Source organism: Heyndrickxia sp. MSNUG (genome assembly GCF_049532715.1).
Classification (GTDB): domain Bacteria; phylum Bacillota; class Bacilli; order Bacillales; family Cytobacillaceae; genus Mesobacillus.
Map to the genome: position 1 here is coordinate 4,246,081 of NZ_CP150978.1, position 26,626 is coordinate 4,272,706.

General features: G+C 43.7%; 22 protein-coding genes. 4 read left to right on the top strand and 18 right to left on the bottom strand.

Annotated elements, in window-relative coordinates; translation table 11 throughout:
* Window positions 1–10 precede the first annotated feature (10 nt).
* The gene (locus tag AABM38_RS21485; protein ID WP_423408195.1) at window positions 11–931 is read left to right on the top strand and encodes a polysaccharide deacetylase family protein; all 921 of its coding nucleotides are present in this window, start codon (window positions 11–13) and stop codon (window positions 929–931) included.
* A 429-nt stretch (window positions 932–1,360) separates the two neighbouring features.
* Here AABM38_RS21485 and uvrA read toward each other — a convergent pair whose 3' ends face one another.
* The 18 genes from uvrA to AABM38_RS21575 all read right to left on the bottom strand — a co-directional run bounded on the left by uvrA (window position 1,361) and on the right by AABM38_RS21575 (window position 24,304).
* Window positions 1,361–4,240 carry an excinuclease ABC subunit UvrA gene (gene uvrA, locus AABM38_RS21490; protein WP_423408196.1) on the bottom strand — a complete coding sequence of 960 codons (2,880 nt, stop codon included), beginning with the start codon at window positions 4,238–4,240 and terminating at the stop codon, window positions 1,361–1,363.
* 7 nt (window positions 4,241–4,247) lie between these two features.
* The gene (gene uvrB / locus AABM38_RS21495) at window positions 4,248–6,227 is read right to left on the bottom strand and encodes an excinuclease ABC subunit UvrB (protein ID WP_423408197.1); all 1,980 of its coding nucleotides are present in this window, start codon (window positions 6,225–6,227) and stop codon (window positions 4,248–4,250) included.
* A 381-nt stretch (window positions 6,228–6,608) separates the two neighbouring features.
* The gene (locus tag AABM38_RS21500; protein WP_335374740.1) at window positions 6,609–6,842 is read right to left on the bottom strand and encodes a CsbA family protein; all 234 of its coding nucleotides are present in this window, start codon (window positions 6,840–6,842) and stop codon (window positions 6,609–6,611) included.
* 330 nt (window positions 6,843–7,172) lie between these two features.
* Entirely contained in the window at window positions 7,173–8,420 is a 1,248-nt protein-coding gene (locus AABM38_RS21505; protein WP_423408198.1) for an EAL and HDOD domain-containing protein, read from the bottom strand.
* Window positions 8,421–8,679: 259 nt separating this feature from the next.
* A complete protein-coding gene (locus tag AABM38_RS21510; RefSeq protein ID WP_423408199.1) occupies window positions 8,680–10,398 on the bottom strand; it encodes a methyl-accepting chemotaxis protein in 1,719 nt (572 codons plus the stop codon).
* 193 nt (window positions 10,399–10,591) lie between these two features.
* Window positions 10,592–10,999: a GNAT family N-acetyltransferase gene (locus AABM38_RS21515; RefSeq protein WP_423408200.1), complete on the bottom strand. Its 408-nt coding sequence runs from the start codon at window positions 10,997–10,999 to the stop codon at window positions 10,592–10,594.
* Window positions 10,986–11,678 carry an HAD family hydrolase gene (locus AABM38_RS21520; protein WP_423408201.1) on the bottom strand — a complete coding sequence of 231 codons (693 nt, stop codon included), beginning with the start codon at window positions 11,676–11,678 and terminating at the stop codon, window positions 10,986–10,988. Before AABM38_RS21520 ends, AABM38_RS21515 begins: the two co-directional genes overlap by 14 nt.
* Before the next feature lie 59 nt (window positions 11,679–11,737).
* Window positions 11,738–14,206: a S8 family serine peptidase gene (locus AABM38_RS21525; protein ID WP_423408202.1), complete on the bottom strand. Its 2,469-nt coding sequence runs from the start codon at window positions 14,204–14,206 to the stop codon at window positions 11,738–11,740.
* A gap of 245 nt (window positions 14,207–14,451) precedes the next feature.
* On the bottom strand, window positions 14,452–15,879 hold the full coding sequence (locus AABM38_RS21530) for a S8 family serine peptidase (RefSeq protein ID WP_423408203.1): 1,428 nt from the start codon (window positions 15,877–15,879) through the stop codon (window positions 14,452–14,454).
* A 215-nt stretch (window positions 15,880–16,094) separates the two neighbouring features.
* Complete coding sequence (locus tag AABM38_RS21535) at window positions 16,095–16,742, bottom strand: response regulator (protein ID WP_423408204.1); 648 nt, start codon at window positions 16,740–16,742, stop codon at window positions 16,095–16,097.
* Window positions 16,717–18,576: a histidine kinase gene (locus AABM38_RS21540; protein WP_423408205.1), complete on the bottom strand. Its 1,860-nt coding sequence runs from the start codon at window positions 18,574–18,576 to the stop codon at window positions 16,717–16,719. Before AABM38_RS21540 ends, AABM38_RS21535 begins: the two co-directional genes overlap by 26 nt.
* A 224-nt stretch (window positions 18,577–18,800) precedes the next feature.
* Complete coding sequence (locus tag AABM38_RS21545; protein WP_423408206.1) at window positions 18,801–19,745, bottom strand: peptide ABC transporter permease; 945 nt, start codon at window positions 19,743–19,745, stop codon at window positions 18,801–18,803.
* A gap of 18 nt (window positions 19,746–19,763) precedes the next feature.
* Window positions 19,764–20,603: an ABC transporter permease subunit gene (locus tag AABM38_RS21550; RefSeq protein ID WP_423408207.1), complete on the bottom strand. Its 840-nt coding sequence runs from the start codon at window positions 20,601–20,603 to the stop codon at window positions 19,764–19,766.
* A gap of 68 nt (window positions 20,604–20,671) precedes the next feature.
* Window positions 20,672–21,169: a hypothetical protein gene (locus tag AABM38_RS21555; RefSeq protein ID WP_423408208.1), complete on the bottom strand. Its 498-nt coding sequence runs from the start codon at window positions 21,167–21,169 to the stop codon at window positions 20,672–20,674.
* Window positions 21,156–21,638, bottom strand: a complete 483-nt coding sequence (locus tag AABM38_RS21560) for a hypothetical protein (protein WP_423408209.1) — start codon at window positions 21,636–21,638, stop codon at window positions 21,156–21,158. The genes AABM38_RS21555 and AABM38_RS21560 overlap by 14 nt, the downstream gene beginning before the upstream one ends.
* A gap of 126 nt (window positions 21,639–21,764) precedes the next feature.
* A complete protein-coding gene (locus AABM38_RS21565) occupies window positions 21,765–22,286 on the bottom strand; it encodes a hypothetical protein (protein ID WP_423408210.1) in 522 nt (173 codons plus the stop codon).
* A 158-nt stretch (window positions 22,287–22,444) separates the two neighbouring features.
* A complete protein-coding gene (locus tag AABM38_RS21570; protein ID WP_423408211.1) occupies window positions 22,445–23,074 on the bottom strand; it encodes a nitrite reductase in 630 nt (209 codons plus the stop codon).
* 141 nt (window positions 23,075–23,215) lie between these two features.
* Window positions 23,216–24,304: a beta-propeller fold lactonase family protein gene (locus tag AABM38_RS21575; RefSeq protein ID WP_423408212.1), complete on the bottom strand. Its 1,089-nt coding sequence runs from the start codon at window positions 24,302–24,304 to the stop codon at window positions 23,216–23,218.
* 258 nt (window positions 24,305–24,562) lie between these two features.
* Between AABM38_RS21575 and AABM38_RS21580 the strand changes: the two genes are divergently transcribed.
* The 3 genes from AABM38_RS21580 (at window position 24,563) to AABM38_RS21590 (ending at window position 26,588) form a co-directional block, all read left to right on the top strand.
* Window positions 24,563–24,871 carry a PadR family transcriptional regulator gene (locus AABM38_RS21580; protein WP_423408213.1) on the top strand — a complete coding sequence of 103 codons (309 nt, stop codon included), beginning with the start codon at window positions 24,563–24,565 and terminating at the stop codon, window positions 24,869–24,871.
* 61 nt (window positions 24,872–24,932) lie between these two features.
* Complete coding sequence (gene chrA, locus AABM38_RS21585) at window positions 24,933–26,135, top strand: chromate efflux transporter (RefSeq protein WP_423408214.1); 1,203 nt, start codon at window positions 24,933–24,935, stop codon at window positions 26,133–26,135.
* 72 nt (window positions 26,136–26,207) lie between these two features.
* The gene (locus AABM38_RS21590) at window positions 26,208–26,588 is read left to right on the top strand and encodes a hypothetical protein (RefSeq protein WP_423408215.1); all 381 of its coding nucleotides are present in this window, start codon (window positions 26,208–26,210) and stop codon (window positions 26,586–26,588) included.
* The last annotated feature ends 38 nt before the right edge of the window (window positions 26,589–26,626 follow it).

Sequence of the window (26,626 nt, forward strand, 5' to 3'; positions counted from 1 at the left end):
GGATGACAAAGTGGCAAGCTTGAAAAAGAAGACAGCAAAGTGGTGTGCATTAATTTGTTTATTCGGCGGTATAGTGACATCTTCCACCGTGGTGGCAAGCCAGGAAAAAAGGCCAATGACTGGTGAAACTATAAAGTTGAAGATTCAGATTCCAAACCCTCCCAGCGAGATTAAACTATCTAACCGTACCAATGAGATCTTAAAAAAAGTAGAAAAAAAGTCACCAAGATTTGCAGAGGTAAATGAAATTAAGCTAGAAAACGCAGATACGGCAGTAAACAATCCTCCACTCGTTCCCGCTGATCATAAAGCACCTGCAGAACAAACAACGGATCAAAAAACTGTTTATTTAACATTTGATGACGGGCCTCATAAGGTTTCAGACCAAATTTTAAACATGCTTGATGAGTATGACGCTAAAGCTACCTTCTTTATGCTTGATGGGAATATGAGAAACTTTCCCGATGCTGTAAAAAGAATGGCTCAGGACGGGCACAGCCTTGGGGCACATGGAGTAACACATGATAAAACGAAAATCTATCAATCTCCGCAAACAGTCGTCGCAGAAATGAACCAGACACTAAACACCATTAAGGAAATCACAGGTATCGACACATCTTTCATTCGCACCCCATACGGTAGTGCTCCATACATGACAGACCCTTATAAAAAAGCCGTCACCGACAAAGGATACCAAATGTGGGATTGGAACATCGACAGCAAGGATTGGTATTATCGGGATCATAGGCTGGTCGATAACACGATCTCCCAAATTAACAGCCAAGCTAAAAAACAAGAACCCATTGTCATCCTTCTCCATGAAAGACAAGAAACATTAGCTCAGCTTCCGGAGTTATTGAAGTATCTTAAGGAGCACAACTACAGTTTCAAGGCTTTAGAACCGACAATGGAGCCGATTCAATTGAAGTGAGGCGCGTTCGTATTCGATAAGGCGATTCTTCAAATAAGTGCTGTAAAGAATATATCAACGAAAAAAGAGGGTGTACCCAAAAGTATCTTGGGACACCCTTTTTGTGCTGTTCCTCGGACTCTTCCTCATCACAACTCGACGGGCTTTTTCCGCTTCGAGTTGTTCTCGGGACCCTTCTCATGACTACTCGACGCTCTTTTTCCGCTTCGAGTTGTTCTTGGAACCCTTCTCATGACTACTCGACGCTCTTTTTCTGCTTCGAGTTGTTCTCGGAACCCTTCTCATGACTACTCGAGAGTCTTTTTCCGCTTTGAGTTGTTCTCGGACTCTTACTCATAACAACTCGACGGGCTTTTTCACTCGGACGTTGAACCACTAATCTGATCAAACTCGTATGCAACAACCTATTGAGTCAGCGTCTTACCCGTATTACGCATTGCTTGTGCTTTTTTCTTTCTCAACAATCTCCTGCTTCATCCGCAGGCGGTCGCGATCGAGTACGGGCTTGAGGTACTTGCCTGTATACGATTCTGGAACTTCTGCGACCTGTTCTGGTGTTCCGGTTGCGATGATGGTGCCGCCGCGGTCTCCGCCTTCTGGACCGAGATCGATGATAAAGTCGGCAGCTTTGATGACATCCAGGTTGTGTTCGATCACCAGCACAGTGTCCCCATTTTCGACGAGACGCTGAAGGACGACTAACAAACGTGAGATATCATCAACATGCAAGCCGGTTGTAGGCTCATCAAGGATATAGAGCGAACGGCCGGTTGAACGGCGGTGCAATTCTGATGCCAGTTTGACGCGCTGCGCTTCCCCGCCGGAAAGCGTCGTCGCGGGCTGGCCAAGCTTGATATAGCCCAGGCCAACATCATAAATCGTCTGCAGCTTGCGGGCGATTTTCGGAATGTTGGCGAAGAACTCCACCGCATCCTCAACCGTCATATCAAGGATTTCGGAAATATTTTTCCCTTTATATTTCACTTCCAGTGTTTCACGGTTGTAACGCTTTCCATGACAGATTTCGCATGGTACATAAACATCCGGCAGGAAGTGCATTTCTATTTTGATGATCCCGTCGCCGCGGCAGGCTTCACAACGTCCGCCTTTTACATTGAAGCTGAAGCGTCCTTTTTTATAGCCGCGTACCTTCGCTTCATTTGTTGTAGCAAATACATCGCGGATATCATCAAATACACCTGTATAGGTGGCCGGGTTCGATCTTGGTGTGCGGCCGATTGGTGACTGGTCAATATCGATGACCTTGTCGAGATGCTCGACACCTTTGATTTCCTTGAACTCGCCAGGCTTGCTTTTTGCCCGGTGAAGCTTCATCGCAAGTGATTTATGAAGGATTTCATTAATCAATGTACTTTTACCTGAGCCCGACACCCCTGTGACAGCCATAAACGTTCCAAGCGGAAATTTCACATTCACATTTCGGAGGTTATTTTCCTTCGCGCTCTTAATTTCGATGTAACGCCCATCCGGTTTGCGGCGCTCGACTGGCAGCGGAATGAATTTTTTTCCTGATAGGTACTGGCCAGTCAATGAGTTCGGATCGGCCATAACTTCTTCTGGTGTACCCTGTGAAATGATTTCCCCGCCATGGACACCGGCGCCAGGGCCAATATCAATCAGATAATCAGCAGCAAGCATCGTATCCTCATCATGCTCAACGACAATCAGCGTGTTTCCGATGTCCCGCATGTTTTTCAGCGTATCAATCAGCCTGTCATTGTCACGCTGATGGAGACCAATAGAAGGCTCGTCAAGGATATAGAGGACGCCAGTCAGGCGTGAACCGATCTGGGTCGCAAGCCTGATCCGCTGAGCTTCCCCGCCTGAAAGCGTGCCAGCTGAGCGACTCATCGTCAGATAGTCCAGCCCGACATTGATCAGAAAGCCGAGACGTTCCGTGATTTCGCGGAAAATCATATTGGCGATCTTCATTTCTTTTTCCGAAAGCTCTAGGCTCTGGAAAAAATGATGCGCCTCTTCGACTGACAATGCTGTTACTTCACCAATATGACGGCCGTCGACAAGGACTGCCAGTGTTTCCCGCTTCAGCCTGTAGCCTTTGCATGTTGGGCAGGCGTGCTCACCCATATATTTTTCCATTTGTTCACGGATATAGTCCGAGCCTGTTTCCTTATAACGGCGCTCGATATTTTTAAGAACACCTTCAAAAACAATATAATTTTCACGGATCTGGCCAAAATCATTTTCATAACGGAAATAAATCCGGTCTTTCCCGGAACCGTGAAGAATTTTATCCATCTGGTGGTCAGGCAGTTCTTTTACTGGAACATCCATATCGATGCCATAATGATTGCAGACTGCCTCAAGCAGTGATGGGTAATATTGCGAGCTAGTAGGTTCCCAAGGAGCGATTGCATGCTGGCGCAATGTCAGGTCCTTATTAGGAACGACGAGTTCAACATCCACTTCAAGTTTAGCACCTAGTCCATCACATTCTGGACAAGCCCCAAAAGGACTATTGAAGGAGAACATCCTTGGCTCGAGCTCACCGATTGAAAAACCACAAATCGGACAGGCATGATTCTCGCTGAACATCAATTCTTCTTCACCGATGACATCGATCAGGACATTGCCTTCACCAAGCTTAAGAGCAGCTTCCATGGAGTCGGCAAGACGTGCAGCGATGCCTTCCTTGACAACAATACGGTCGATGACGACTTCAATGGAGTGTTTTTTGTTCTTCTCCAGTTCAATATCTTCTCCAAGGTCAAACATTTCCCCGTCGACACGGACACGGACATAGCCTTGTTTTTTCACATCTTCAAGAACCTTGGCATGCGTACCCTTTCGGCCAGAAACAAGCGGTGCTAGGATTTGCAGCTTTGTTCTTTCCGGATATTCGAGTACACGGTCCACCATCTGCTCGATCGTCTGGGACGAAATTTCAATATTATGCACCGGGCAGACTGGACGTCCAACCCTTGCAAATAATAATCGTAAATAATCGTAGATTTCCGTCACTGTTCCAACTGTGGAACGCGGATTCCGGCTTGTCGTTTTCTGGTCGATGGAGATCGCAGGTGACAATCCCTCGATCGAATCGACATCAGGCTTGTCCATCTGGCCAAGGAATTGGCGCGCGTATGCCGATAATGACTCAACATATCGGCGCTGTCCTTCGGCATAGATGGTATCGAAAGCCAGAGAGGACTTCCCTGAACCGGAAAGTCCTGTCAGCACCACAAGCTTATCTCTCGGAATGGTGACATCTATATTTTTCAAGTTATGGGCTCTGGCGCCTTTAACAATCAATTTATCCATAGCCATGCTATCGTCATCCTTCCGCTTTTAACTCAAGAATGAGGTCACGCAGCTCGGCCGCCCGTTCGAAGTTGAGAGACTTTGCCGCTTCCTTCATTTCCTTTTCCATATTTAAAATCACTTGTTCGCGATCTTTCTTTGACAGCTTCTTCAAACCCTCTGCCGGGTTGTAATCTTCCTGGTCCTCGGCTGCAATCGTCGCACGGATGACATCGCGGATTTCCTTCTGGATCGTTTGCGGTGTGATGCCATGCTTCGTATTATACTCTTCCTGGATTGCACGGCGTCGCTTCGTTTCGCCGATAGCCAATTCCATTGAGTTCGTCATCTTATCTGCATACATGATGACATGTCCGTGCTCGTTCCTCGCTGCACGGCCAATCGTCTGAATGAGTGACCTTTCGGAACGAAGGAAGCCTTCCTTATCAGCATCAAGGATTGCTACAAGCGATACTTCAGGAATATCAATCCCTTCCCTTAATAGGTTGATCCCGATCAGAACATCATACTTGCCAAGCCGCAGCTCGCGGATAATCTCAATTCTTTCAAGTGTCTTAACCTCTGAATGCAGGTATTGCACTTTTATGCCGATTTCCTTCAGATAATCCGTCAGGTCCTCAGACATTTTTTTCGTTAAAGTAGTGATCAATACCCGTTCATTCCGTTTTGATCTTTCATGGATTTCTCCAATCAAGTCATCAATCTGCCCCTCGATCGGCCTTACATCAATCGTCGGGTCAAGCAAGCCAGTCGGACGGATGATCTGCTGGACCATCTCTGGTGTATGCTCCAATTCATATGGGCCAGGTGTAGCTGAGACGAAAACAGCATTATGAACATGCTTTTCAAACTCTGGGAACGTCAGCGGACGGTTATCCATTGCCGATGGCAGACGGAAACCGTGATCCACAAGAACCTGCTTACGAGCCTGGTCACCATTAAACATTCCCCTTATTTGCGGCAATGTAACATGCGACTCATCTATCACAATTAAAAAATCTTCCGGGAAGTAGTCGAGCAAAGTATATGGTGTTGCACCTGCAGGCCTTAAAGTCAGGTGGCGCGAGTAGTTTTCGATCCCTGAGCAAAAGCCCATTTCACGCATCATTTCAAGGTCATACCTCGTCCGCTGCTCAAGCCTCTGGGCTTCAAGCAATTTTTCCTCGGCACGAAGTACTTCGAGACGCTCTTCTAGTTCTTTTTCAATATTTTCAATGGCGATTCTCAACTTTTCCTCACGAGTGACGAAGTGGGATGCCGGGAAGATCGCGACATGATCGCGTTCACCGATGATTTCACCAGTCAGTGCATCCACCTCACGGATTCGATCAATTTCGTCACCGAAAAACTCAACCCTCATGCAATGCTCATCACGTGATACCGGGAAAATTTCCACAACATCACCGCGGACGCGAAAAGTACCACGCTTGAAGTCGATATCATTCCGTTCGTACTGGATATCAACAAGGCGGTGCAATAGCTTGTTTCGCTCAATTTCCATGCCTGTTCTCAACGAAACGACCATGTCACGGTATTCTTCCGGATTACCGAGACCATAGATGCAGGATACACTGGCAATGATGATGACATCTTTTCTTTCAAACAAGGAAGATGTCGCAGAGTGGCGCAGCTTATCAATTTCATCGTTGATGCTGGCATCTTTTTCAATGAATGTATCGGTCTGAGGCACGTACGCCTCTGGCTGGTAATAATCATAGTAGCTGACAAAGTACTCAACAGCATTGTTCGGGAAAAACTCCTTGAACTCACTGTAAAGCTGTCCTGCCAGCGTTTTGTTATGGGCGATCACAAGCGTCGGCTTGTTGATCTCCTTGATCACATTTGAAATCGTGAACGTCTTACCTGTACCTGTAGCCCCCAGAAGCGTCTGGTGCTTCTTATTATCGCGAATGCCTTGTACCAGCTCTACAATCGCCGCAGGCTGATCTCCCTGCGGGGAATACTTCGAGACTAATTCAAATTGGTCCTTCACAGAAAAGCCTCCTGTAATTTTTATTTCATTTTAGGCTTATTTCGTAAATTTCATTGCTTTCACTAGTAAAAATCGGCTTTTTGTTTTTTACTTGCAGGGTTCACAAACCATTTCGAAAAGAGCCTTCATCTATAATCAGTTTTCCTAAGCTGTCAAAAAGTCATATCCTCATTCTACCACAAAGCAGGTAAAACAAACCAACAAAAAGCGAACAAACATTCGAAAAATTATTTTCAGTTTTGCGGAAATATGGAGAAGCGGCTCGGATTATCGTTAATCAAATGTTTGATTGAATATCCATCAAACCTTTTCCCATAAGAAAAAGCCTGCCGAACAAGATTCGACAGGCTCACTAGATGCTTTTAAAAATTTCATGGCAAATCATTGCCTTTTTTTGTTCTGTTTCATCATCAGGTTTGCCAAAAAAAAGCCTAACGTAAGCGAAAAAGCATCAACGACAATCAACAGAAAAGAATCTGTATATCCTTTATAAACAGAAGCAGCGATCAAGGCAACGGTTAACACCAGCGCAAGGAAATGATTATAGGCAACCCTGGTAAAAAAAACGACCATTAATCCAGGAAGGATAAGTGCGGATAAATATTTCAGCACCACAATGAACACCTCATTTAAACAATTTAACGAACAAAAAATTCTTCTATTTATGAATATATCTGTTTTGACTGCAGGTTACAAGAAACATCTGCAAGAACAAAAAGCGCAAGCGCCTTGGTCAGCCCCGACAAGCGCTGGAGGGCCGACCAGTGAAGTCGTTCTTTGACTTCATTGGGCGGACCGAAGCGACTCGAGGGGCTAGGCGCTGGAGCTGGATTAAGCAAATCTGGCTTGAGTTATCCACACTTGAAAAATTTTATAATTTCCTAATCAAACAAAAAGAGCATGCCAAGATTAGGGACTCTCTGCATACTCTCTATCCTAATCCATTTAGACGCTAACTTCACTCAAGACTTTGGTTGCCCAGTCACTGGCCTCGGCATACAGGCGGAAAAGTTCTTCCAGATGCATAGAGGTCGGATTAAACTTTAGCTCCGCCCCTTCGTGGAAGGCAAGTTCGATCTCCTTTAAGAATTGAAGCATCATATATTCATCGTTCTTTTCACCTGAGAGGGCATCCTTCAGTTCATTGCTCAAAGGCAAGTCCTCAAGAAGTTCTTCCATCGGGTGATGCAGCAATGAATCCATGAGCGAGAACATCCCGAGCAAGAAATACTTTGATGAGAGGACTTCTCTGCCAACCTTTCTGCCGATCAATTCACCAAGCTTCCCGCGTTTCAGCGAAAGCTCGATGATTTCTCGTTCCTTTGAACCACCGTCAGCACCGCCCTTGTCTGCCCCTCTTATTGCCAAAACATAAATCCATTTCTTGATTTCATTGAGCCCCAGCAGAATGATGGCCTGCTTAATCGAAGAAACTTCATTTCTCGGACGGAATACAGGATTATTAATCAGCTTGAGCAATTTATAGGATAATGATATGTCTTTTTCGATGACATCCTTGATTTTTTCAAGATCAGGTTCGGGACATTCTATTTCTTTTAATATTTGAAAATAGGAATGATAGTAAGATGGTATATCGTAGCTATTCAAAATCACTGGCTTGCTGAAATAGAATCCCTGGAAATATTCAAACCCATCTTCTTTGGCCTCATGATATTCTGAAATCGTTTCCACTTTTTCAGCCAGGAATTTGATGTCCCTTCCTTTTATAAACCTGATCATTTCCTGTCTGTCAGAGCGATTTGTAGTCCTGAAGTCAATCTTGATGATGTCCACATAACTTAGTAATTCAATGGTAGCATCGTTCCATTGTGAAACGAAAAAATCATCGAGAGCAATTGTATACCCATGCGCCTTTAATTCCTTACAGATCGCAAGAATTTCTTCATTTATTTCAACTGTCTCAAGAATTTCGACCACGATTGATAGTGGGTTAAAATATGAAGGTACACCGAGCTTCAATAATTTCTCTGTAAAATTAATAAAACAAGGCTTGCCATTAGACAATTCCTTGATTCCAATATTCAAGAAACTGTTGACTATGACATCAGTGGTAGCCTGATCTCCGTTCGTGTGCTGATAATTATTGACTGTGCTGCTTCTGTAAAGCAATTCATAAGCAACAGTATTTTCGTTTATATCAAAAATAGGCTGCCTTGCAACGTATATATCCACAATGTATTCCTCCTGGGACACTTAAGAAAAACCATATATGTAAATATTAAACAATAACTTTGTAGGAAAAATATACTATTAATTTACAAGTATTACAAGAGGATATTATAATTTACCATATTTTATAATACTATCAGTTGAATAATATATTCAGATGAAAATCTCTTCGCTAATTATGTGAAATTTCCTTTATTTAGAGCTGAATCTAATAGAATTCAAAAAAGGCAACTAACCATAAGATTAGCTGCCTGCTTCATTGCTACAATTTAAATTTGCCGGTAAGTTCTTTTAGCCTGGCCGACATTTCAGAAAGACTTTCAACGGATTGAGCCATGTCTGTAATGAGGTGATCTTGTCTATTGGTAATCGAGACGGTCTGTTGAGTACTAATGGCTGCTTGTTCAGCAATCTTAGCTGTCTCAAGAGCAGAAGCAGTAATTTCTTCAGCCGAAGCTGACATCTCTTCAGACGTGGAAGTGACTTCCTGGATTTGTTTTGCCACTTCCTCGATGGATGCCAGAATGGAACTGAACACTTTTCCCGCTTCCGATACAACGTTCATCCCTTTTTTTACATCATCGAGGACCACGTCCATAGCCGTTGCAGTATTTTCGGTATCACCATTTATCCGCTCGATTATTGCCTGTATGTTTTCTGTCGACTTTGCGGATAGTTCAGCAAGCTTCCTGACTTCTTCAGCAACTACTGCAAAACCTTTTCCTGATTCACCTGCACGCGCAGCTTCAATTGCAGCGTTTAATGCCAGCAAATTGGTTTGAGATGAAATCCCGCTGATTATTCCAACGATAGTCGAAATTTCATCTGAGTGTCCTTTTAATGTCATGATCAGTGAGGAAGAACGATTGACAGACTCACTGATCGTTCCCATCTGATCAATAACCTCTTCCAGCTTTTGATTTCCCTTCGTCACTTCTTGTAATGTATGAACAGATAATTCAGATGCGGTTGATGATGATTCCGCAATATGATTGACACCCATGGACATTTCTTCGATCACTCTAACGCTTTCGTTCAGGCTTTGATGCTGCGACTCCGAATTCCCGGAGATTTCCTCCATGGTACTGGCAATTTCCCTGCTCGCTGATTTTGTTTCATTTGCCTTTGATAAAAGTAAAGAGGAAGTTTCATTCAATTCCAGACTATACATATTGATAGTTTGAATAATCCCCCTTAAATCCTGGAGCATTTCATTGAATGATAGAGTTAATTTTCCAATTTCATCACGGCGTTTTGATTCGACTATGATAGACAAATCACCATCGCCAATGGCCTCTGTATTTTTTGATAAAAGCTTGATCGGCTTCGTAATTGATTGGGTAATTGCCCAGGTAACGATCACGCTAATGACTAAAATACCTGCTATGATCAAAAGCATTTTTAACTTGTTTGCTTCCATTCCTTTATAGACGTCTGTTACATCATAATCCGATCCGACGATACCAATTAATTCACCTGTATCAGATTTTATTGGAACATAGGCAGAAACCAGCCCGCCATATTCCTCAGTATTCGTCATTTCCATCTCAGGTTTCCCAGTTTCAAAAGCTCGTACGATTGCAGGGTACTCTTCAATCCCCTTCTCTTCGTCCCCGATTTGGGAAGCATCCTTGGAATTTAACGGCATACCATCCACTATGTAATAATATCTGTAGCCATCTCCTGATTTTTCTCTTTTCATCGTATATATATAAGTAAGCCCATTGGCTTCTCTTATTTCATTCATCTGGCTTCGCAGCTCTTTATAATAGGCTGTTTCTCCAGATTCTACTATCTTCTTATAATCTTTTATATTAATAAGATTTGCAGCACGCTGAGAAATCCCTGATACTTGTTGGCTCACTGCTTCTTCCACAAGCGTTTCTGAAGCATTCATAGATACATAGCCAATGACTAAGCCCGAAATCAGGATCAATCCTGAAAAAATAAGCAACATTCTAGTTTTGATGCTTTTTACCATGCAGTATACTCTCCTTATGAAAGACACATTTAATAGGAATAAAGTCCTGTATAATATTTTACTTTATTTGGACATGATGTTAAATACTGCTAGTGGTAAAATTTTGTCTAATTTTAGATTATTTTGGAGAATAAATGTTTTTACAAAATACACTCCGATGTACGAACTATTGTTAAATTTGCGTTAAACCGCTTCAATATTTCCGATACATCCCATGAGAGTCAGGGTATGTATAAGCAAACCCAAATTGTTCATAAAGTTTATTAGCCGGGTCATCGGCTATTAAGCTGACATACGATCCCGGATACGTATTTTGCTCAAGATAACCCATCAATTCTTTCATGATCAGCTTTCCAAGTCCCTTTCCTTGCTGATCAGGTTTTACCGCGATATCGACAATTTGAAAAAAAGCTCCTCCGTCACCGATGAGCCTTCCCATTGCCACTAATGTGGAGTCATAGTAAACGGCGACGGCAAAGAGGGAATTTTTCAGACCAATGCTTGCAGCCTCCACGGATTTACTGCTTAAGCCGGCTTCGACGCGCAGATTCAGATAGTCTTCAGGACTTGGCGCAATATGCATCACGTTAAAATCTTTCATTTATCTCTGCTCCTTTCAAGCTTTGAACGATGACTGCTATTTCATATAAATCATTAATCGTAAAATCGGCCTCAGCCTCCATCCAATAGTCATCATGCTTCCAGATTCCAAGCATTCCTGCTTCCCTGGCGGCCTGGATATCATTCTCCGGATGGTCTCCTACAAATATACTTTCCTCTGCTGATACGGAAAGATTGTCCAGCCCCATTTGAAAAAGCAGGGGGTCAGGTTTTCTTAGTCCCACCTCTTCGGAAATCAGGATGGTATCAAAGTAACTCGAAATCCCTAGCGCATTCAGGTTATCTCTCTGGAATTTTCTCTTCCCATTTGAAATCAAGCCGAGTTTTATGCCCTTCTGACTCAGGGTTTCTAAAACCTTCTGAACGTTTCGGAAGGGCATGCATGCATTTTTAAAGTTAATAAGGTAGTCCTCAAGGAGTTGTTCCCAGGTCAATTCCGTTATGTTCATTTCCTGTAAAAGCTGACTGTATACCCGGTCCTTCCAAACATAACCGCGGCAATCCAGTTCTATGAATCTATTCATGAAATGCTGTTTGTCTATTAACCATAATTCTTTTATATAACGCTCGTACTGGTCGCTGATGAATTTTACCAGCGAGGCGTTCCGGTCGAGCAAGGTTCCGTCGAGATCGAAGAATACTGCTTTGATTTCAAGCATATATTTCACCCCTTATATATGTAAAAAGAACAGACCCTGGGGCCTGTTCTGATTTTACCTTATTTTAGAAATGCATTATAGTATCGAGTCATCGCCACTGCAAAGTCTCCGCGTGTATTTTTTACAGATGGGCTGAAGGTTGCTGTCACCTTCGGCTTTAGATCATAAGGTCCTTGAGTTACGGCAAATTTAGCATTAAGAATATTCAGGTCTAACGCGAGCTGGACATATCCTTTGAGCTGAGCCGGAACTTCAGCTGCATCGGCAATCGCAATTCTTTCATCGTTATACTGGACGGTTAGCTGCCCATCAAATTCCTGGGCTTCTTTTTGCATGCCTAGAGCCTGAACCAAGGAATAAGCTAACTCTGCTCGTGTAACGCCATCTTTAGGGGCAAACTTACCGGCTGCTTTTGGTAACATGACCCCCTGCAGGATATGTTCCGTGTCCCGGAATGATGCTCCTTTTGCCGTTGCAGCTTCAATAAATGGTATGTCTTCGCTCAGGATGTCTGTGAAGCTCGGGGCCTTCGGAAGGGATTGCTTTATTTCAGCTCCCATGACTAAATATTTTGCCAGTTCCGCTCTTGTTAAAAGTGCATCCGGCTTGAATGCGCCATTTGAATAACCGTCGAATAATCGTTCACTTACGCCGATTTTAATCGCTTCAGCTGCTGCGTGATTGGTGATATCATTCAGGCCTGTAAAACCACTGACCTTCGTGAAGGCAAGATCTCCCTGAACTGTTTCCGGGAGGCCTACTCCGATTGGGTTGGCGTCTGCTCCGCGAAGCCCTCTGATTTCTGCTTTCCAGGCTCCCGGTGCCGGCGAAGTAACTGACACAGTGCGATCATAGTAGAGCGGGAATAGCAGGCTGACTCCCGAGCTGTACTCCGTGCCATCTGGTGCGATCAGGACCAGGTTAATTGGATTTCCTGTTTGTTCCATTACACCTGCACCATCTACTTTTGCCACTAGGCTGGACATGCCGTCTTCTACTGTGAATTTATACTGATTGTCAGAAACAAATGTTAATGGGTTATAGTCGACTGAAAATTCCCTGCGCTCGGTTGTCGATTTTACATTGCTATAAAAGGTTTGTGTTGCGTTTACTGTTTTACCATAAGCAGTGTCGTTAAAGACTTTGTCAATCGCAGCATATGCATTGACGTAGCCTGAACCCACTTCCCAAGTTTCATATCCTGGCATATTTGTAGCTGTCTGTTCGAGAATCTGCTTCACTTCTGCAGGTGAAAGCAGTGGATTCGCTTCAAGCATCAGTGCGACGATTCCCGCAACATGCGGAGTAGCCATCGATGTTCCGCTCATTGTTGTGTAGTAAGGCAGATAAGCCGGCTCGATGGTCTCGATATCCTGCTGGGCTCCAAGGCTCGATACCGGCCCAATGACGCGAGATGATACGATATCGACACCTGGGGCAGTTACCGTAGGCTCATCCTTCCATGTCCATTCCTGGCCATCCAAGGTAAAAGTACCGCCTACCCCCTTTGTTCCTCTTGATGAGAAATCAGCCAGCTTGCCGTCCTTGACACCGGCAGCTACTGAGATGACCCATGGTGCTTTTGCATATGGATTGTGCGTGTTTTCGCCAGGACCTTCATTGCCAGCTGCAAAAAGAACAGTGATTCCTCGGTCGTATGCTTTCTTGCTGGCGATGTTGATTGGGTCATTCGGATCAAAATCTCCTGATGATCCCCAAGAATTGGTGATAACGCGAATATTGTACTGCTGCTGGTGAGTGATGGCATAATCGAATCCGCCAATACCATCAAGGACGAACAGCGCTGCTCCTGAACCGTAGCCGATCAGGTTCGCACCCGGTGCAGCACCTTCATATTTTCCGCCTGACATCGCTCCTGTTCCGCCAACTGTCCCCGCAACATGCGTGCCATGACCAGAATTCGTATCCGTATTTGGAACGTTTTCCTGATAAGTGATTGGCAGCAAACCTGGCGCAAGGGCATTCAGGTTGGTGGATCCTAAAACGTTCTGGACAAGATTTTTTCCAAACTCATGGTCCTTATGTGTACCATCGACACCGCTGTCATTCACAACTACGCCGATTCCTTTCCCCGTAACAGGAAGGCCGCCATTTGCCTGGCGGAAGCTGTCGTCCGTCCTTGCTTTATCAACTCCAGTAATGGCAGTTGCGTCGGCATTGAAGTAGGAAAGCTTCTTGTTAAGGTAAATCGATTGAACCTCTGGATTGTCTGCAAGCTTTTCAATCTGGTCCTTTGTTGCGACCACTCCGGCAATCGGCAACGATTTCATGCTTAACCCTGTCTCGATGCCAAGCGTCTTTAACAGCGACAATTGTGTACTGCTTGGCGCACCATCACCTTTAAAAGTAACAATTACCTCAAGGGAGCTAGCTGTGCTGAGAGCTTTTTCAATCAGCGGGTCAACTGCCGCTGTACCGCTGGCAGTGGCTTCAGCCTTTCCCTGCTGGACTAGAAACGAAGGAAAAATAAGCAACAGGGCAAAAAACAAATAGAAGAAACGTTTCATATAAATCTCCTCTCATCTTATAAAAATTTTAAATATTCTTAACTTTATTTTCATGAAAATCCTTTGTGAAATCTATTCTTCAAAGGTTGTAAACTTTGATTCCGGAATGTCTATTCTTGTGTCGTGCTAAAGTTGTAGATGGGTAGTGCTAAGAGCGTTTGATTTTCATTTCCTAGTTTTCTAGTTAATTTCGACTTTTCCCCAAAAAAAGTCTCCCTTCCCTCTGTCAAAAGAGACGAATTCAATCAATCCTTCAAATTAAAAGCAGCATCAACCGCCTTATAAGCATTCACATATCCTGCGCCTACTTCCCAGGCTGCATAATCTGGCATGGCAGTCGCTGTCTGTTCGAGGATTAATTTTACCTCGGAAGGAGACAGCAATGGATTGGCCTCAAGCATGAGGGCAATGATGCCAGCCACATGAGGCGCCGCCATGGATGTTCCGCTCATTGTCGTGTAGTACGGGATGTATGCAGGTTCGATATACTGGGCGTCATCCGTTGCTCCAAGCAGAGGAATCGGGCTGATGACCCTCGTAGAAATGATATCCACACCGGGGGATGTGACGGTCGGCTGATCGTCCCATTTCCATGTCTGGCCATCAACTGTTACGGTTCCTCCTCTTCCTTCTTCACCGCGTGATGAAAAATCAGCTAGCTTACCAGACTTATCACCTGCTGCAACGGTGACGACCCAGGGAGCTTTTTTATAGTTGCCGGAAATCGTCTTTGCGTCTGGCCCGGAGTTACCTGCTGAAAAAACGGTGACGATCCCGCGATCATACAATTTCTTTGTCGCGATGTTAATAGGGTTATAAGGGTCGAAGTCTGTTCCAGCATCACTTGTGTCGCCCCATGAATTCGTAATCACGCGGATATTGTATTGCTGCTGGTGAGTCAATGCATATTCAAATCCGCCAATTGTATCAAGCATAGCAATGGCTGCACCTGAACCATAGCCAATCAGGTTGGCACCTGGAGCGACACCTTCATATTTACCGCCCGACATCGCACCAGTTCCGCCAACGATTCCAGCTACGTGAGTACCGTGACCAGAACTCGTATCAGTGTTAGGGACGTTTTCGATGTATGTGATGGGCAGAAGCGAGTCAACTGCATGGAGATTCGTAGCGCCCAATACATTCTGGACGAGGTGGCTGCCATACTCCAAGTCTTTATGCGTACCATCCACCCCGCTGTCATTGATGACAACGCCAATCCCTTTGCCCGTAACCGGCAAGCCCCCATTCAGCTTTCGCATTGCATCGTCTGTTCGGACTTGATCCACTCCAGTAATGTCTGTTGCTTCAGCATTTTCATATTGGAGCTTTTTGTTCAGATAGATGGAAACGACTTGATCGCTTTGAGCAAGTTGATCAATTTGAGACTTTGTCGCTAAAACCCCTGCTATTGGGAGCTCATTCAATGTCAGACCTTTTGTTATACCGAGATTCTCCAGGAGTTTCAGCTGTTCAGGCTGGACTCCTTCTTTGCTTTTGAAGGTTACGATTGCTTCTACAGGACCAATTGCCGTTAAGAGGTTGTGTGTTAAAGCAGAATCCACAACTGCTTTAGCAGGCTCATTTGCCTTGGTATTTGTGGCGGGAACAATTGTGGTATAAATCATAGAGGCCATAAGAATAAAAGAAAAAAAAGCGGTTTTCAACTTCATCTATTGTTCAGCTCCTCAGCTATTTTTCTTAATATTCCCACAATATTTACATTAAAACCATTCTGCAGAAGGGTTAAAAAATAATAACCTCCGTACTAACTTCCACTACTACTAAAGTAGTAACACAAGTACCAAAAGCATAAAAAAAGAGCCCCGGCGAAGGACTCTTTAACACTTTAAACCGCTGGGGGTCAGACCCCCAGTGCGTTAATGCGTTAGTGGGTGGGTGGGATTGGGACGAGCTGGTGCTGGACGGCGTGAATGATGACTTGGGACCGGCTTTTGACGTTTAGTTTTTTGAAGATTTTGCTGACGTGTATTTTGACGGTTTTGTCGCTGATGAACAGGCGGTCGGCGATTTCTTTGTTGCTGAGACCTTCTACCAGGCAGAGAAGGACTTCCTTTTCGCGCTCGGTCAGGGTGGTGTCCTCTTGCTCGGTTTGTTTTTGCTGGTGGAAGGCGAGGAGTTTCTTTGTCATCGATGGATGGATGACGGATTCACCGCGGGCTACTGTCCGGATGGCCTCGATGACCTGGTCAGAGGGGGCATCCTTCAATAAATAGCCATCTGCTCCCTCCCGGATGGCAGACATGAAATATTCCTCGTGGCTATGCATAGTTAGGATCAGAATCTTGATATGGGGATACTTCCTTTTCAATATCCCCGTTACTTCTACACCGTTTTTCACAGGCATGTTGATATCCATTAAAATCATATCAGGCTGGCACTTTTCCACCTGGTCTAGGGCATCATCACCGGAAACTGCCTCTCCGACAACCTCAATATCTTCCACGACTGATATTATATTGCGCAAGCCGTCGCGAAGGACGGCATGGTCATCCACTAGCATGAGCCTGATCATTGATGCTTCCTCCCTCAATTCCCATTCTTGGGACCGTAATCGATACTTCCGTTCCTGTGCCTTCCTTGCTGTCGATCTGCAAGGTAGCGTTGATTTTCTCAGCAGCGTCATTCATTTGCAGAATCCCAAAATGCGGCTCATTCCTGGCTTTAATCATTGCATGGAACAGCGAAAACCCACGGCCGTCATCCTTGATCTTCAATAGTATATGTTCAGATTGGTAGCTTAGGAGAAGTTCAATTTTGGATGCCTGTGAGTGTTTGATCGCATTTTGCATGCTTTCCTGGAAGGTATCAAACAGGACTTTTTCCACCATTGTACTGAGTTCATGCTCCTGGCCTCTAATCTCAAATTCGATTACTTGCTGATACTCCTTTTGGACTGCTTCTATTTTTCTTAATATCGCTTCTGTCAGGCTGGCTCTCTCGGTTGGATAAGGTCTGAGGGCATAAATCGATTCGCGGACTTCCCTCAAGCTGTCCCTGAGACCAAGGACACTTTCCTCGACTAGCTTCCTCGTCTCTTCTGGATTCCTATTGAATTTCTTGCCAGCCGTCTCCAGCTTCATTACCGCTCCAGCGAGTGTCTGGGCTACTCCATCATGGATGTCCCGGGCAATTCGATTCCGTTCCTCAAGCACAATTCGCTTTTCTTTTTCTGTAAAAAGCATCCGCGTCTTGATAATGACCGCCAGCTGGTTCGCCAATGTCGCAATGGATTGGACATCGTCATCCTCAAAGCTCTTCGTCCTGCTTCTGGCAATAATGAACATCCCGATCGTTTCATTCTCGATGACAAGCGGTGTATAAACGAAGGCTTTTACATCCTCTTCAAAACAATCAGCCGCCGCCCCTCCATTTGTTTTTCGGTCATTATAAATGATCGGGTGTTTCATATGTTCAAATTCCTCCAAAGCAACACGCTGCATAACACAGCCAGGAACAACCCTTCCATCTGTAAAACAAAGCTCCCATTCGCCTTCTTTTTTTATCCACAAAAGACTGGCCTCTGCCCCGATGAGTTCATTGAAGCTTCCACTCAAAGCGGAAAGCCAGTCCTGGGCCGGCAGCATTTGGTTCAATTCTGTCGTGATGGAAAAAAGCATTTTGAGGCGATTCTTTTCTTTTTTCAACCTGGCGATCGTTGCACTTAAAAGGGAAATTCCCACAAGTGGTGAAAAGAAGAAAAAGTAGGCAAAGACATCGATTTCGCCGCGGTTTTGGCTGCCTACCACATAAAGGGTGATGCCGTATACAAAAGAAATAGCGGCGCTGTTCAACTCCGTCAGGGTTTTAAGCTTCCACATTTTAAATGAATAGTGCTGAGGCCGGATTACGAGAACAAGGTCAACAATCACGTTATTGACCACTAGATAGACTGCTAACAGAATGGAGTATTCGAAGATTCCTTCAATGATGGGTGGAAGAGGCATCTTTTCAAGGAATGGCTTAATAAGCGGAAGCAGCAAAACTGCTCCGTAAAAACTAAGCGCAAGCTGGGCTGGATTAAAGAATACGGTTCTGAGCGGCCTGCGATGGACGATGTTTACTACCAGCACCGCACATGCGTAAATCAACGCGGTATAAGAAAAGCCATAAAGTAAAAAGAGTACATAGATGATTGGAAAGGTTATGGCTGTATGCCCCCTCCATACTGGCATCGGATAGTACTCGCTAATCAGCAGAAAAATAAATAAAAGTGCTAACACTATCGGGTCGCTCACTGAATCCAATTTTACAAAGGAATAAAGAATCAGAGTCCAGCCAATCAGGGAAATCGTTGTCATAAAAAGCTTGGAGTAATTTTCCCTTTGTTGCGGTAGTACCTGCTTCAAACTTTGACCCTCCTAGAGTTTAGAATTTTCAATTAATTAATTTTAGCGTGAGATTTCCTAAAACACAAATAAAACCCACACACTGGCCGAATGGGGGTGCCACTAGCCAATGGTGGGCCAAACTCTATAAGAGAGTTTTGTTAAAGCTTATTATGCCAGTTGCCTATCCACAATACTATTCATCAAACGGGTTATTTTAATAGTACTAAAGTGTTATATAAACTTTATATCCCTCTGTTCTTCCTCACCATTTCCTTTTGGCTGAACCAATCACTCAAGGCTTTATTGATCATCGCGACACTAAGCGCTGTAAGTGTGAAAAATAGGATTGGGACGTAGATGATCCATTCATTGGTCATCAGGAATCGAGTGTTTAACCCGATCAGGCCGGACCATTCATGTGTGACGGATGAAGGAGGATCGCCTCCGCCAAAACCGAATCCGAGAACGGTTCCGCCAAACAGCACCTTCAATACCCCAAGATGGACGAGCAGGGTCAGCACCTGCAGGAACTGCTGCCCGAAAATTAAAATCCACTCCTCATAGAGATGAGGCAGGATATGTTTTAAATAAATATGCAGCTTGCTGCCGCCAAGAGTGACGGCCGCTTCGACGAACTCTTCGTTCCATACTCTGCGCTTTTGATCGGCCAGTTGGACCGTAAGCGCAGGCAAGGCGACCATGATTAAAATAATGAATTCATACACTGCCCTTACCCAAAACGGATGATGGAATCCTTCCGCCGTATAAAGGACAACCGTTCTCAGCAAAAAATAAGCAATCAGCGTCTGCGGAAAAAACGATAACGGCTCTGACAGGCTTTTTAACCATTTGAACCCTCGGTCAGGTATCCGAAACAGCATATAACTGAAGAAAACTGAAAACAGCAGCCGGAAAAGCGCGACGATCAAGGTAATGCCAATCGAAAACTTCGCTCCTTCAATAACAGTATGGAGGATATCATACCCATACATATCCGAGCCAAGCGGAAAGACATCGAACGGCTCAAAGGGAGGAGCTTTTTCCAGGTTGCCGTTTTCATCATAAAAAAACTGCTTTTGCCTGATTTTCCCGTCATTTAAAACGGTATTCAAAATGCTTAGCGTCATCAAGATCACCAGGAATGACGCCCCAAAAATAAACTTCTTTGTTTTTAATAGTGTGGCCATCGTATGTCCCTTCCCAATCTACCGGCGTAAATCTATGAATCTATAAAGGATGAAAAATGGTGTAAAAAGTAAGATGCAACTGAACACAAATAACTCAATCGAAACATGTTTGATATTGAACATCATCAAGCCGTCCATATTGAAAATATACTCCACAATGACAAGCGTGGAGAGCATCATCCAGATAATAGTTTTAAGATGGCCGAGCAAATCATGCCGAATGTTACGGATGACATGAATGTTGAGCAAGTAAAGAAACGATAGTCCCTTTGCTTTTGCAAAGGCTATATACTGCTTGTCCAATTCCTCAAAAATCTTCAGCACAATGACCTGTGTGAGAAACAAGAAAATCGGCATACTCAAGGATAAGAGCGGCAGCAGGAATGCCTGGTTTTCGGACCCGAGCGAAACGGTTTGTACGAGTTTCACTCCATAGGCCTTATTAATCCAGATGAATAACGACTGCAGCAGGAAAATCCCTACAATATCCGGTACTGTTCGGACAATTTCTATAAAACTTAAAACATAGTCTTTTTTATTTTTCAGGAAGAGAACGATGATGTAGGAAAGGATGAATGCAAGGATTACAGCAAAAATGAAGGAAAGGCTTAATGTTTTTAAAGAGTAGAAATACCGGTCCATAATCGCGGGCAGCATCTCATGCTCTCCATCATAAGTCAGGCTGCTTAATGTGAAGATTTTAACCGCGAGCTCCTTGATGCTGGTTATATAACCATTCACATCAAATTCCAGGTCTCTTAATAAAACGGGCAAACTGCCAATGAGGATAAAAATAAAAACCCCAATTATGTATTTTCCAACCACCTGCGCTAAACGCAACGTACCCTGTTTAACCATATTCCGTACCTCTCAGCATGTACTTAGTCATTAAATTATATTTTAACTTTCATATATTTTCCATAAATTTAAGCCTCAGTGCTTTTATTTCTGACAATGAGATGGTAAAAAATGACCATCAAGGTCTGGGAGAACAGATAAATTGGAAATGACCAGTACATTCTGTAGCCCTTATCATAGTGGAAAAGGCCAACTTTGACTCCAATCCATTCCATAAGTACGGAAAATGAAGACCAAACGAGAATATAAGGAATCGTTCGGAGGCCTCTAACATTCCATTTTTTATAAAAATAAAGAAAGAAATAGCCATACGGGCCATACATGATATAGCTCAGAAAATCGATGAACTGATAGGATGAAGAATCATTTACATCATAAAAGTCCCATGGCTTAATACTGATTGTATGGTCGTAAAATAAACCGATGTATATGCCAAAGATATAATAACCGATTGCTTCTAATTTTGAAAACATCCTGGGAGCAAGCCAAATGGCCAGATTCATCACAAGAATGCTGGCAATCACAAACCACTCGTTTTCATTAAATCCATGGTCATAAACTTTCATTTTGGCGTTTCTCCCATATTTGAATGTATGAAATCAATTTTACGATACCAAGAGCCACCAGCATAAAAAGAATATTAAGCAATGCCGTAAATCCAAAATTCCAGCGTGTGTAGGTGATGATTCCAAAACGGACTGCCATGTAGTTTAATCCCAGCAAGGCGGCCAGACAGATAACAAATGTGGCCAATTTAGCGAACCAGAAATTACGGCGAAAATAAAAATTGCAAAAGATAACGGTAACCATCGGGGTCAAAATATCGCGGCACAATAATAAACAAACGAACAACCAATCATCTTCCGTCAGTTTATATAACTTCCATTCCATCCCCATGACCGTGAGGCATTGGCGTGTGATAATCGCAATCACCATGAAGATAAGGGAATTCTGCAAAAAATTCAGCGGTTTCCTGATGTAATATGCGAAATGCAACAGCACAATCGTTAATGAAATATAAATGGAGAGAGCCATAATGACATCCTTTTAAGTTGGATTTAATGCCTTACCACTTATATGTGTCCAACTTGGCGGCAAACTATGCTCTGTCATGAATAGAAAAGAGCATACAGATCGTTACTGTATGCTCTACATAACTACTTATCCGAAAAGAAGATGAATCCCAAGTGCAATCCCGAATACAATTGCAAAAGCCTGGTGAATTTTTTTAAACTTCACATATTTTTTCCCCTTGCCCCTTTTATTTAAAATAAATCCAAAAGTGACAAGTATGGCAAATCCAATTAGCGTGGCAAGTCCGCTGTAAATACTCTCCGCTTCTTCAGAGGTCTGCAGGAAAAAGTAGGACCCATGGGCTAATGCGGCAGAAAACGCAACCCAGCCGATGATCATGTGATGCTCTTTCAACATTTTGAATCCAAGCTGAACCCATTTTATATACGTGAATTTCCGTTTCTTTAGCTCGATAAACGCAAGCCTGATCACCCATAGAGCAAAAGCCGCAATCGCTGCGATTTCTGCCATTGTGCCCATTGTCTTGTAAAGCTCACTCATAAAGTCGGTTTCTCCAGTTATGAACCCGAGAATAAACATGATGGCAAAGATTGTGATCAAGGCTGTTCCGCCGATTTTTATCATTCTTGAAAAAAGTTCCTGAGTCATTGTTACACCATCCTGATTTTATGTATGCACTTATAATTCCCACTAAACAAAAAAGCATAAGGCTCAAACCTAAGAAAGGTTGTCCTATGCTTATTATACTCCCTTGTGTATTAAAGTCTATTTGTGGGGCTTAACTCTGCTTCCCTTGATTATTCCTTTTACTCAAGAAGTTCTTTCAGCTCCTCCATCCCAAACCGGCTGATAAATTTACGCATCTGCTCGCGTTTTCTGCCGTGTTCGCTGTAAATCATAATCAGCTTCTCCACCTTATCATACAGTTCTTCAGGGGTGAGTTGTTCAAACAACAGACTTCCTGGCGCAGCATCCTGCCCCTTAGATTTTCCTCCTGCATACAGATTGTAGCCATCCTGGATTTTCATGATGCCAATATCATTGACTAGCGGTTCGCCGCAGCCAACCGGGCATCCTGTGTAGGCGGGCTTTAATGTAAAAGGGACCGGAGTGCCAGCAATCCTTTTATTGAGTTCAATGGCAACCGGCATCCCTTCCTCCTCTGCCCCTTTGCAAAAATTGCACGTCCTCAGGCTTTTCACAAAATTCCCGACCGGATAGCAGCTCAGGCCTGTCTGTTCAAACTCAGCAATCGCCTCTTCCTTCCTGCTTTCAGGTACTTCTATATACAGCTGCTGGAATGTCGTCAGCTCTAGCTCTTGGTCATCCCCTAAATACTTAGCTAAAGTCACAAGCTGTTTGGCATTCAGTTTCGAGCCAAAATCAATTCCGCCATTTACAGCCAGCTTGATTTTAGTTTCAGTTGTTGCTGACATGCTTGCTCCCTCCCCTATTAGAATTTGTTTGATTTTTACAAATTATAATCTAATCATAACGTGAAAAAATCGAGAAAGTGTGCATTTTTTCTCATATCGACAGAAAAACCGCACTCGATTTAAGCGCGGCTGGTTTTCTATTTATTCCATAATCGTAATCCCGTTCGGAATCTCCCCAACCTCTATCGTAGTAACTTCTTTGCTCGTAAGGTCGATGATGCTAACTGTGTTTTCAAACATATTGGTCACATAGGCAAATTTGCTGTCTTGGCTAATAACCACTCCGTGCGAGCCATTGCCTGTTTCAATCTCATCTACCACCCTTTTAGATTTCAGGTCCACAATGGACATTGAGTTAGAGGGCACATCCTCTGTTCCTTGATTGGCTACAAAGGCAAATTGATCGTTCGGGTCAATATAAACCTGCGCTGGTCCAAGGCCTACTTTTACCTTCACCCTCTCATCAGTCTCAATATCTATGATTGCCAGTGCATTTTCAGTAAAAAGCGTAACCGCCAGTGTGTTTCCATCCTTTGTGATGCCCGTTGTGACAGGCGTTTCTCCTACCTTAAGCTTTTTCTCTTCTTTCATCGTATCCAGATTGATGACACTGACTGTATCTTCTGCCATATTGGCAATATAGGCCAGCCTGCTATCTGCCGAAATCCTGAAGCCATGCGGACCCTTTCCAGTGGCAATCGTTGTTACAACCTTGTAGCTGTTTGCCTCAATAACCGTTGCAGTATGATCCTCATTATTTGTCACAAGTACATACTTGCCATCGTTTGTGAATACAACATGCGCTGGGTGTTTCCCTACTTCAACCTTCTTTAAAAGTTTATTTGTATGAACATCGTAAAATAGTACGCTTCCTGGAATTCCTATTTCATGCCCACCATGATCTCCATGGCCTCCCTCTGGTTTTGGAACAAGTGTAGCAGCTACAATCTTTCCATCAGGGGAGATTTGGACATTGTGGACAATTCCCTCTGCCTTGAGAGTGGCTGCCACCTTATTGTCTTTAACGTTAATTTTGCTGATCGTCCCGCCTTCATTTGCTGTATAAAAATATTTCTCGTCCGAAATATGGCCTACTTTTACAGTATTTCCCTGATCCGCTGCATCGTCCGTTTCTTCACTCACACCTTTAGAGTCATTGGCTCCACAGCCCATAAGCAAAATTACAATAGCAGTCATTAATCCAATCAAAATAAACCTCGCTTTGTTCATGATTTATCCTCCCTTTCAGTATCTACCATCATGATAAGCCGGTTCCCTAAATCAAAATGTGAGCTGAGTCACAACCAAAAATTTTCTCTTCTAGAAGATGATATTTTTTTGAAATTGATAAAATCTGCAAATATGATCTGTACAATTTTCATTTCATTTTTCTGGCTAAACCATACATAATTGATTTTAATTTCAGTTTCGGTATAATGATATCGAGTTTCGTTATTGGATTTCGATAACAAGGAAAGAAGGATTTTAATGGAGGATAAAGTTCTAAGAAAGCTTTTTCTAGGGTTCATCCAAATTCACATTTTGCACCATGCCAAGGAACACCCGATTTTTGGTTTATGGATGTTAGAAGAGCTTAAGGAACATGGCTACAGCATTAGCGCTGGTACACTATACCCGATTCTGCACACGATGGAGTCAGACGGTCTTCTTGTTAAAGAAGAAATAAATGTTGAGGGTAAAATACGAAAATATTATCACACCACGGAAAAAGGAAATAGTGTGCTTGAGGAAGCGCGCAACAAGGCTTACGAGCTTTTTAAAGAAATAAAAGAATGACAGAAGCAGTCGCTCCAATGTGAAACCGACTAGCTAATTTTACAATGAGGAGATGAAAAAAATGAAAACTTCTGAAACTGGAGAAAAACGGAGTGGAACATCGCTGCTGGAAATATTGATGGTTTCGACCAGATTGGGCCTGACTTCGTTTGGCGGACCAGTTGCCCATTTAGGATATTTCCATGAAGAATATGTTCGCCGCAGGAAATGGATGGACGAAAAAAGCTATGCGGATTTGGTTGCATTATGCCAGTTCCTGCCCGGTCCTGCGAGCAGCCAGGTAGGCATCGGTGTAGGGCTGATGCGCGGTGGGCTTTTAGGCGGTCTGCTGGCATTCATCGGCTTTACCCTTCCTTCAGTATTGGCTCTAATTGTATTTGCGCTTATCCTCCAGGGGTTTGATATTGCTGATGCGGGCTGGATTCATGGCCTGAAAATCGTAGCAGTCGCTGTTGTCGCGCATGCCATATTAGGGATGGCACAAAAACTGACCCCTGATCTGCCGAGAAAAACCATTGCATTATTTGCTTTAGCAGCAACTTTGTTATGGCAAACGGCGTTCACACAAGTTGGCGTAATTATCATATCTGGTATTCTAGGATATTTTATTTTGAAATCCCCCACTGCCAAGGATGATTCTAGAATGATTTTCCCGATTTCCAAGGGTGTTGGATTTTTATCACTAGGGCTGTTTTTCGCAATGCTCATCCTCCTACCAGTCCTTAGGGAATCTACATCACTGAACTGGATTGCGATGTTCGATAGCTTTTACCGATCCGGTTCGCTTGTTTTTGGCGGAGGGCATGTCGTTCTTCCACTGCTTGAACGTGAATTTGTTCCAACAGGCTGGCTAAGCGAGGAAGCGTTTTTAGCAGGATATGGAGCTGCACAGGCTATTCCGGGACCATTGTTCACATTTGCAGCATATATCGGGGCTGTGATCAACGGCTGGAAAGGCGGGCTGCTGGCGACAGCTGCTATCTTCCTCCCTGCTTTCCTGCTGATCCTTGGTACATTGCCATTCTGGGACGCGTTACGCCGTAACAGCAAAATCAGCACCGCGCTGATGGGTGTGAACGCTGCTGTGGTTGGCATTTTGATCGCTGCGTTCTATCAGCCAATCTGGACAAGTTCCATTCTTGCACCGATTGACTTTGTATTCACAGCCATCCTGTTCAGCATGCTGGTTTATTGGAAATTGCCGCCTTGGATCATTGTCGTGACCGGGGCTGTTGGCGGACTGTTGTTGTCCGTTATTTTTTAGAATGGCTTAGATAGGTTTTTCTGTTGTGCAAACCCTCTAATCTTGCATAGTTATATAAAGAGGTGAAAAAACATGTGCTTCCCGAGCAATGCCATCGAGCAGCAGGCATATCGATTTACTGAAAAGATTCATAACAGCTCTTTATATAAAATAGTGCGCCTTGAGTTGATCGGAATATATGTGGACTTTGATTCGGAGATACCTCTTAATGCCCAGCTGAATTCCGGAGAGCATCTGCCATTAATTAAGAATGTAATTTTAGAAGATCTGTTCGGCAAGCAGTATAAAATTCAGCCTAATGTGTTAGGAGTTAAATTTGCTTGGGGGGAAATTACTTATAGGCAATATGTTTACTCGGAAAAAACTGAAGCCAGGAAGCTTATTATCTACACCCTTGGCTCTGCTGGAATTTTTTCTTTAACCGCCAGCTCTTTCATTCAATATTTTCTATGAAAACAAACCTTGGCTATTATAAGTCAGCCAAGGTTTTA

Coding starts and splice junctions, on each gene's coding strand:
- AABM38_RS21570 (WP_423408211.1), bottom strand. CDS start 23,074: ATGTCAGCAACAACTGAAACTAAAATCAAGCTGGCTGTAAATGGCGGA.
- AABM38_RS21535 (WP_423408204.1), bottom strand. CDS start 16,742: ATGATCAGGCTCATGCTAGTGGATGACCATGCCGTCCTTCGCGACGGC.
- chrA (WP_423408214.1), top strand. CDS start 24,933: ATGAAAACTTCTGAAACTGGAGAAAAACGGAGTGGAACATCGCTGCTG.
- AABM38_RS21555 (WP_423408208.1), bottom strand. CDS start 21,169: ATGAAAGTTTATGACCATGGATTTAATGAAAACGAGTGGTTTGTGATT.
- AABM38_RS21575 (WP_423408212.1), bottom strand. CDS start 24,304: ATGAACAAAGCGAGGTTTATTTTGATTGGATTAATGACTGCTATTGTA.
- AABM38_RS21550 (WP_423408207.1), bottom strand. CDS start 20,603: ATGGTTAAACAGGGTACGTTGCGTTTAGCGCAGGTGGTTGGAAAATAC.
- AABM38_RS21560 (WP_423408209.1), bottom strand. CDS start 21,638: ATGGCTCTCTCCATTTATATTTCATTAACGATTGTGCTGTTGCATTTC.
- AABM38_RS21530 (WP_423408203.1), bottom strand. CDS start 15,879: ATGAAGTTGAAAACCGCTTTTTTTTCTTTTATTCTTATGGCCTCTATG.
- AABM38_RS21520 (WP_423408201.1), bottom strand. CDS start 11,678: ATGCTTGAAATCAAAGCAGTATTCTTCGATCTCGACGGAACCTTGCTC.
- AABM38_RS21590 (WP_423408215.1), top strand. CDS start 26,208: ATGTGCTTCCCGAGCAATGCCATCGAGCAGCAGGCATATCGATTTACT.
- AABM38_RS21515 (WP_423408200.1), bottom strand. CDS start 10,999: ATGAAAGATTTTAACGTGATGCATATTGCGCCAAGTCCTGAAGACTAT.
- AABM38_RS21525 (WP_423408202.1), bottom strand. CDS start 14,206: ATGAAACGTTTCTTCTATTTGTTTTTTGCCCTGTTGCTTATTTTTCCT.
- AABM38_RS21565 (WP_423408210.1), bottom strand. CDS start 22,286: ATGACTCAGGAACTTTTTTCAAGAATGATAAAAATCGGCGGAACAGCC.
- AABM38_RS21510 (WP_423408199.1), bottom strand. CDS start 10,398: ATGGTAAAAAGCATCAAAACTAGAATGTTGCTTATTTTTTCAGGATTG.
- uvrA (WP_423408196.1), bottom strand. CDS start 4,240: ATGGCTATGGATAAATTGATTGTTAAAGGCGCCAGAGCCCATAACTTG.
- AABM38_RS21545 (WP_423408206.1), bottom strand. CDS start 19,745: ATGGCCACACTATTAAAAACAAAGAAGTTTATTTTTGGGGCGTCATTC.
- AABM38_RS21580 (WP_423408213.1), top strand. CDS start 24,563: ATGGAGGATAAAGTTCTAAGAAAGCTTTTTCTAGGGTTCATCCAAATT.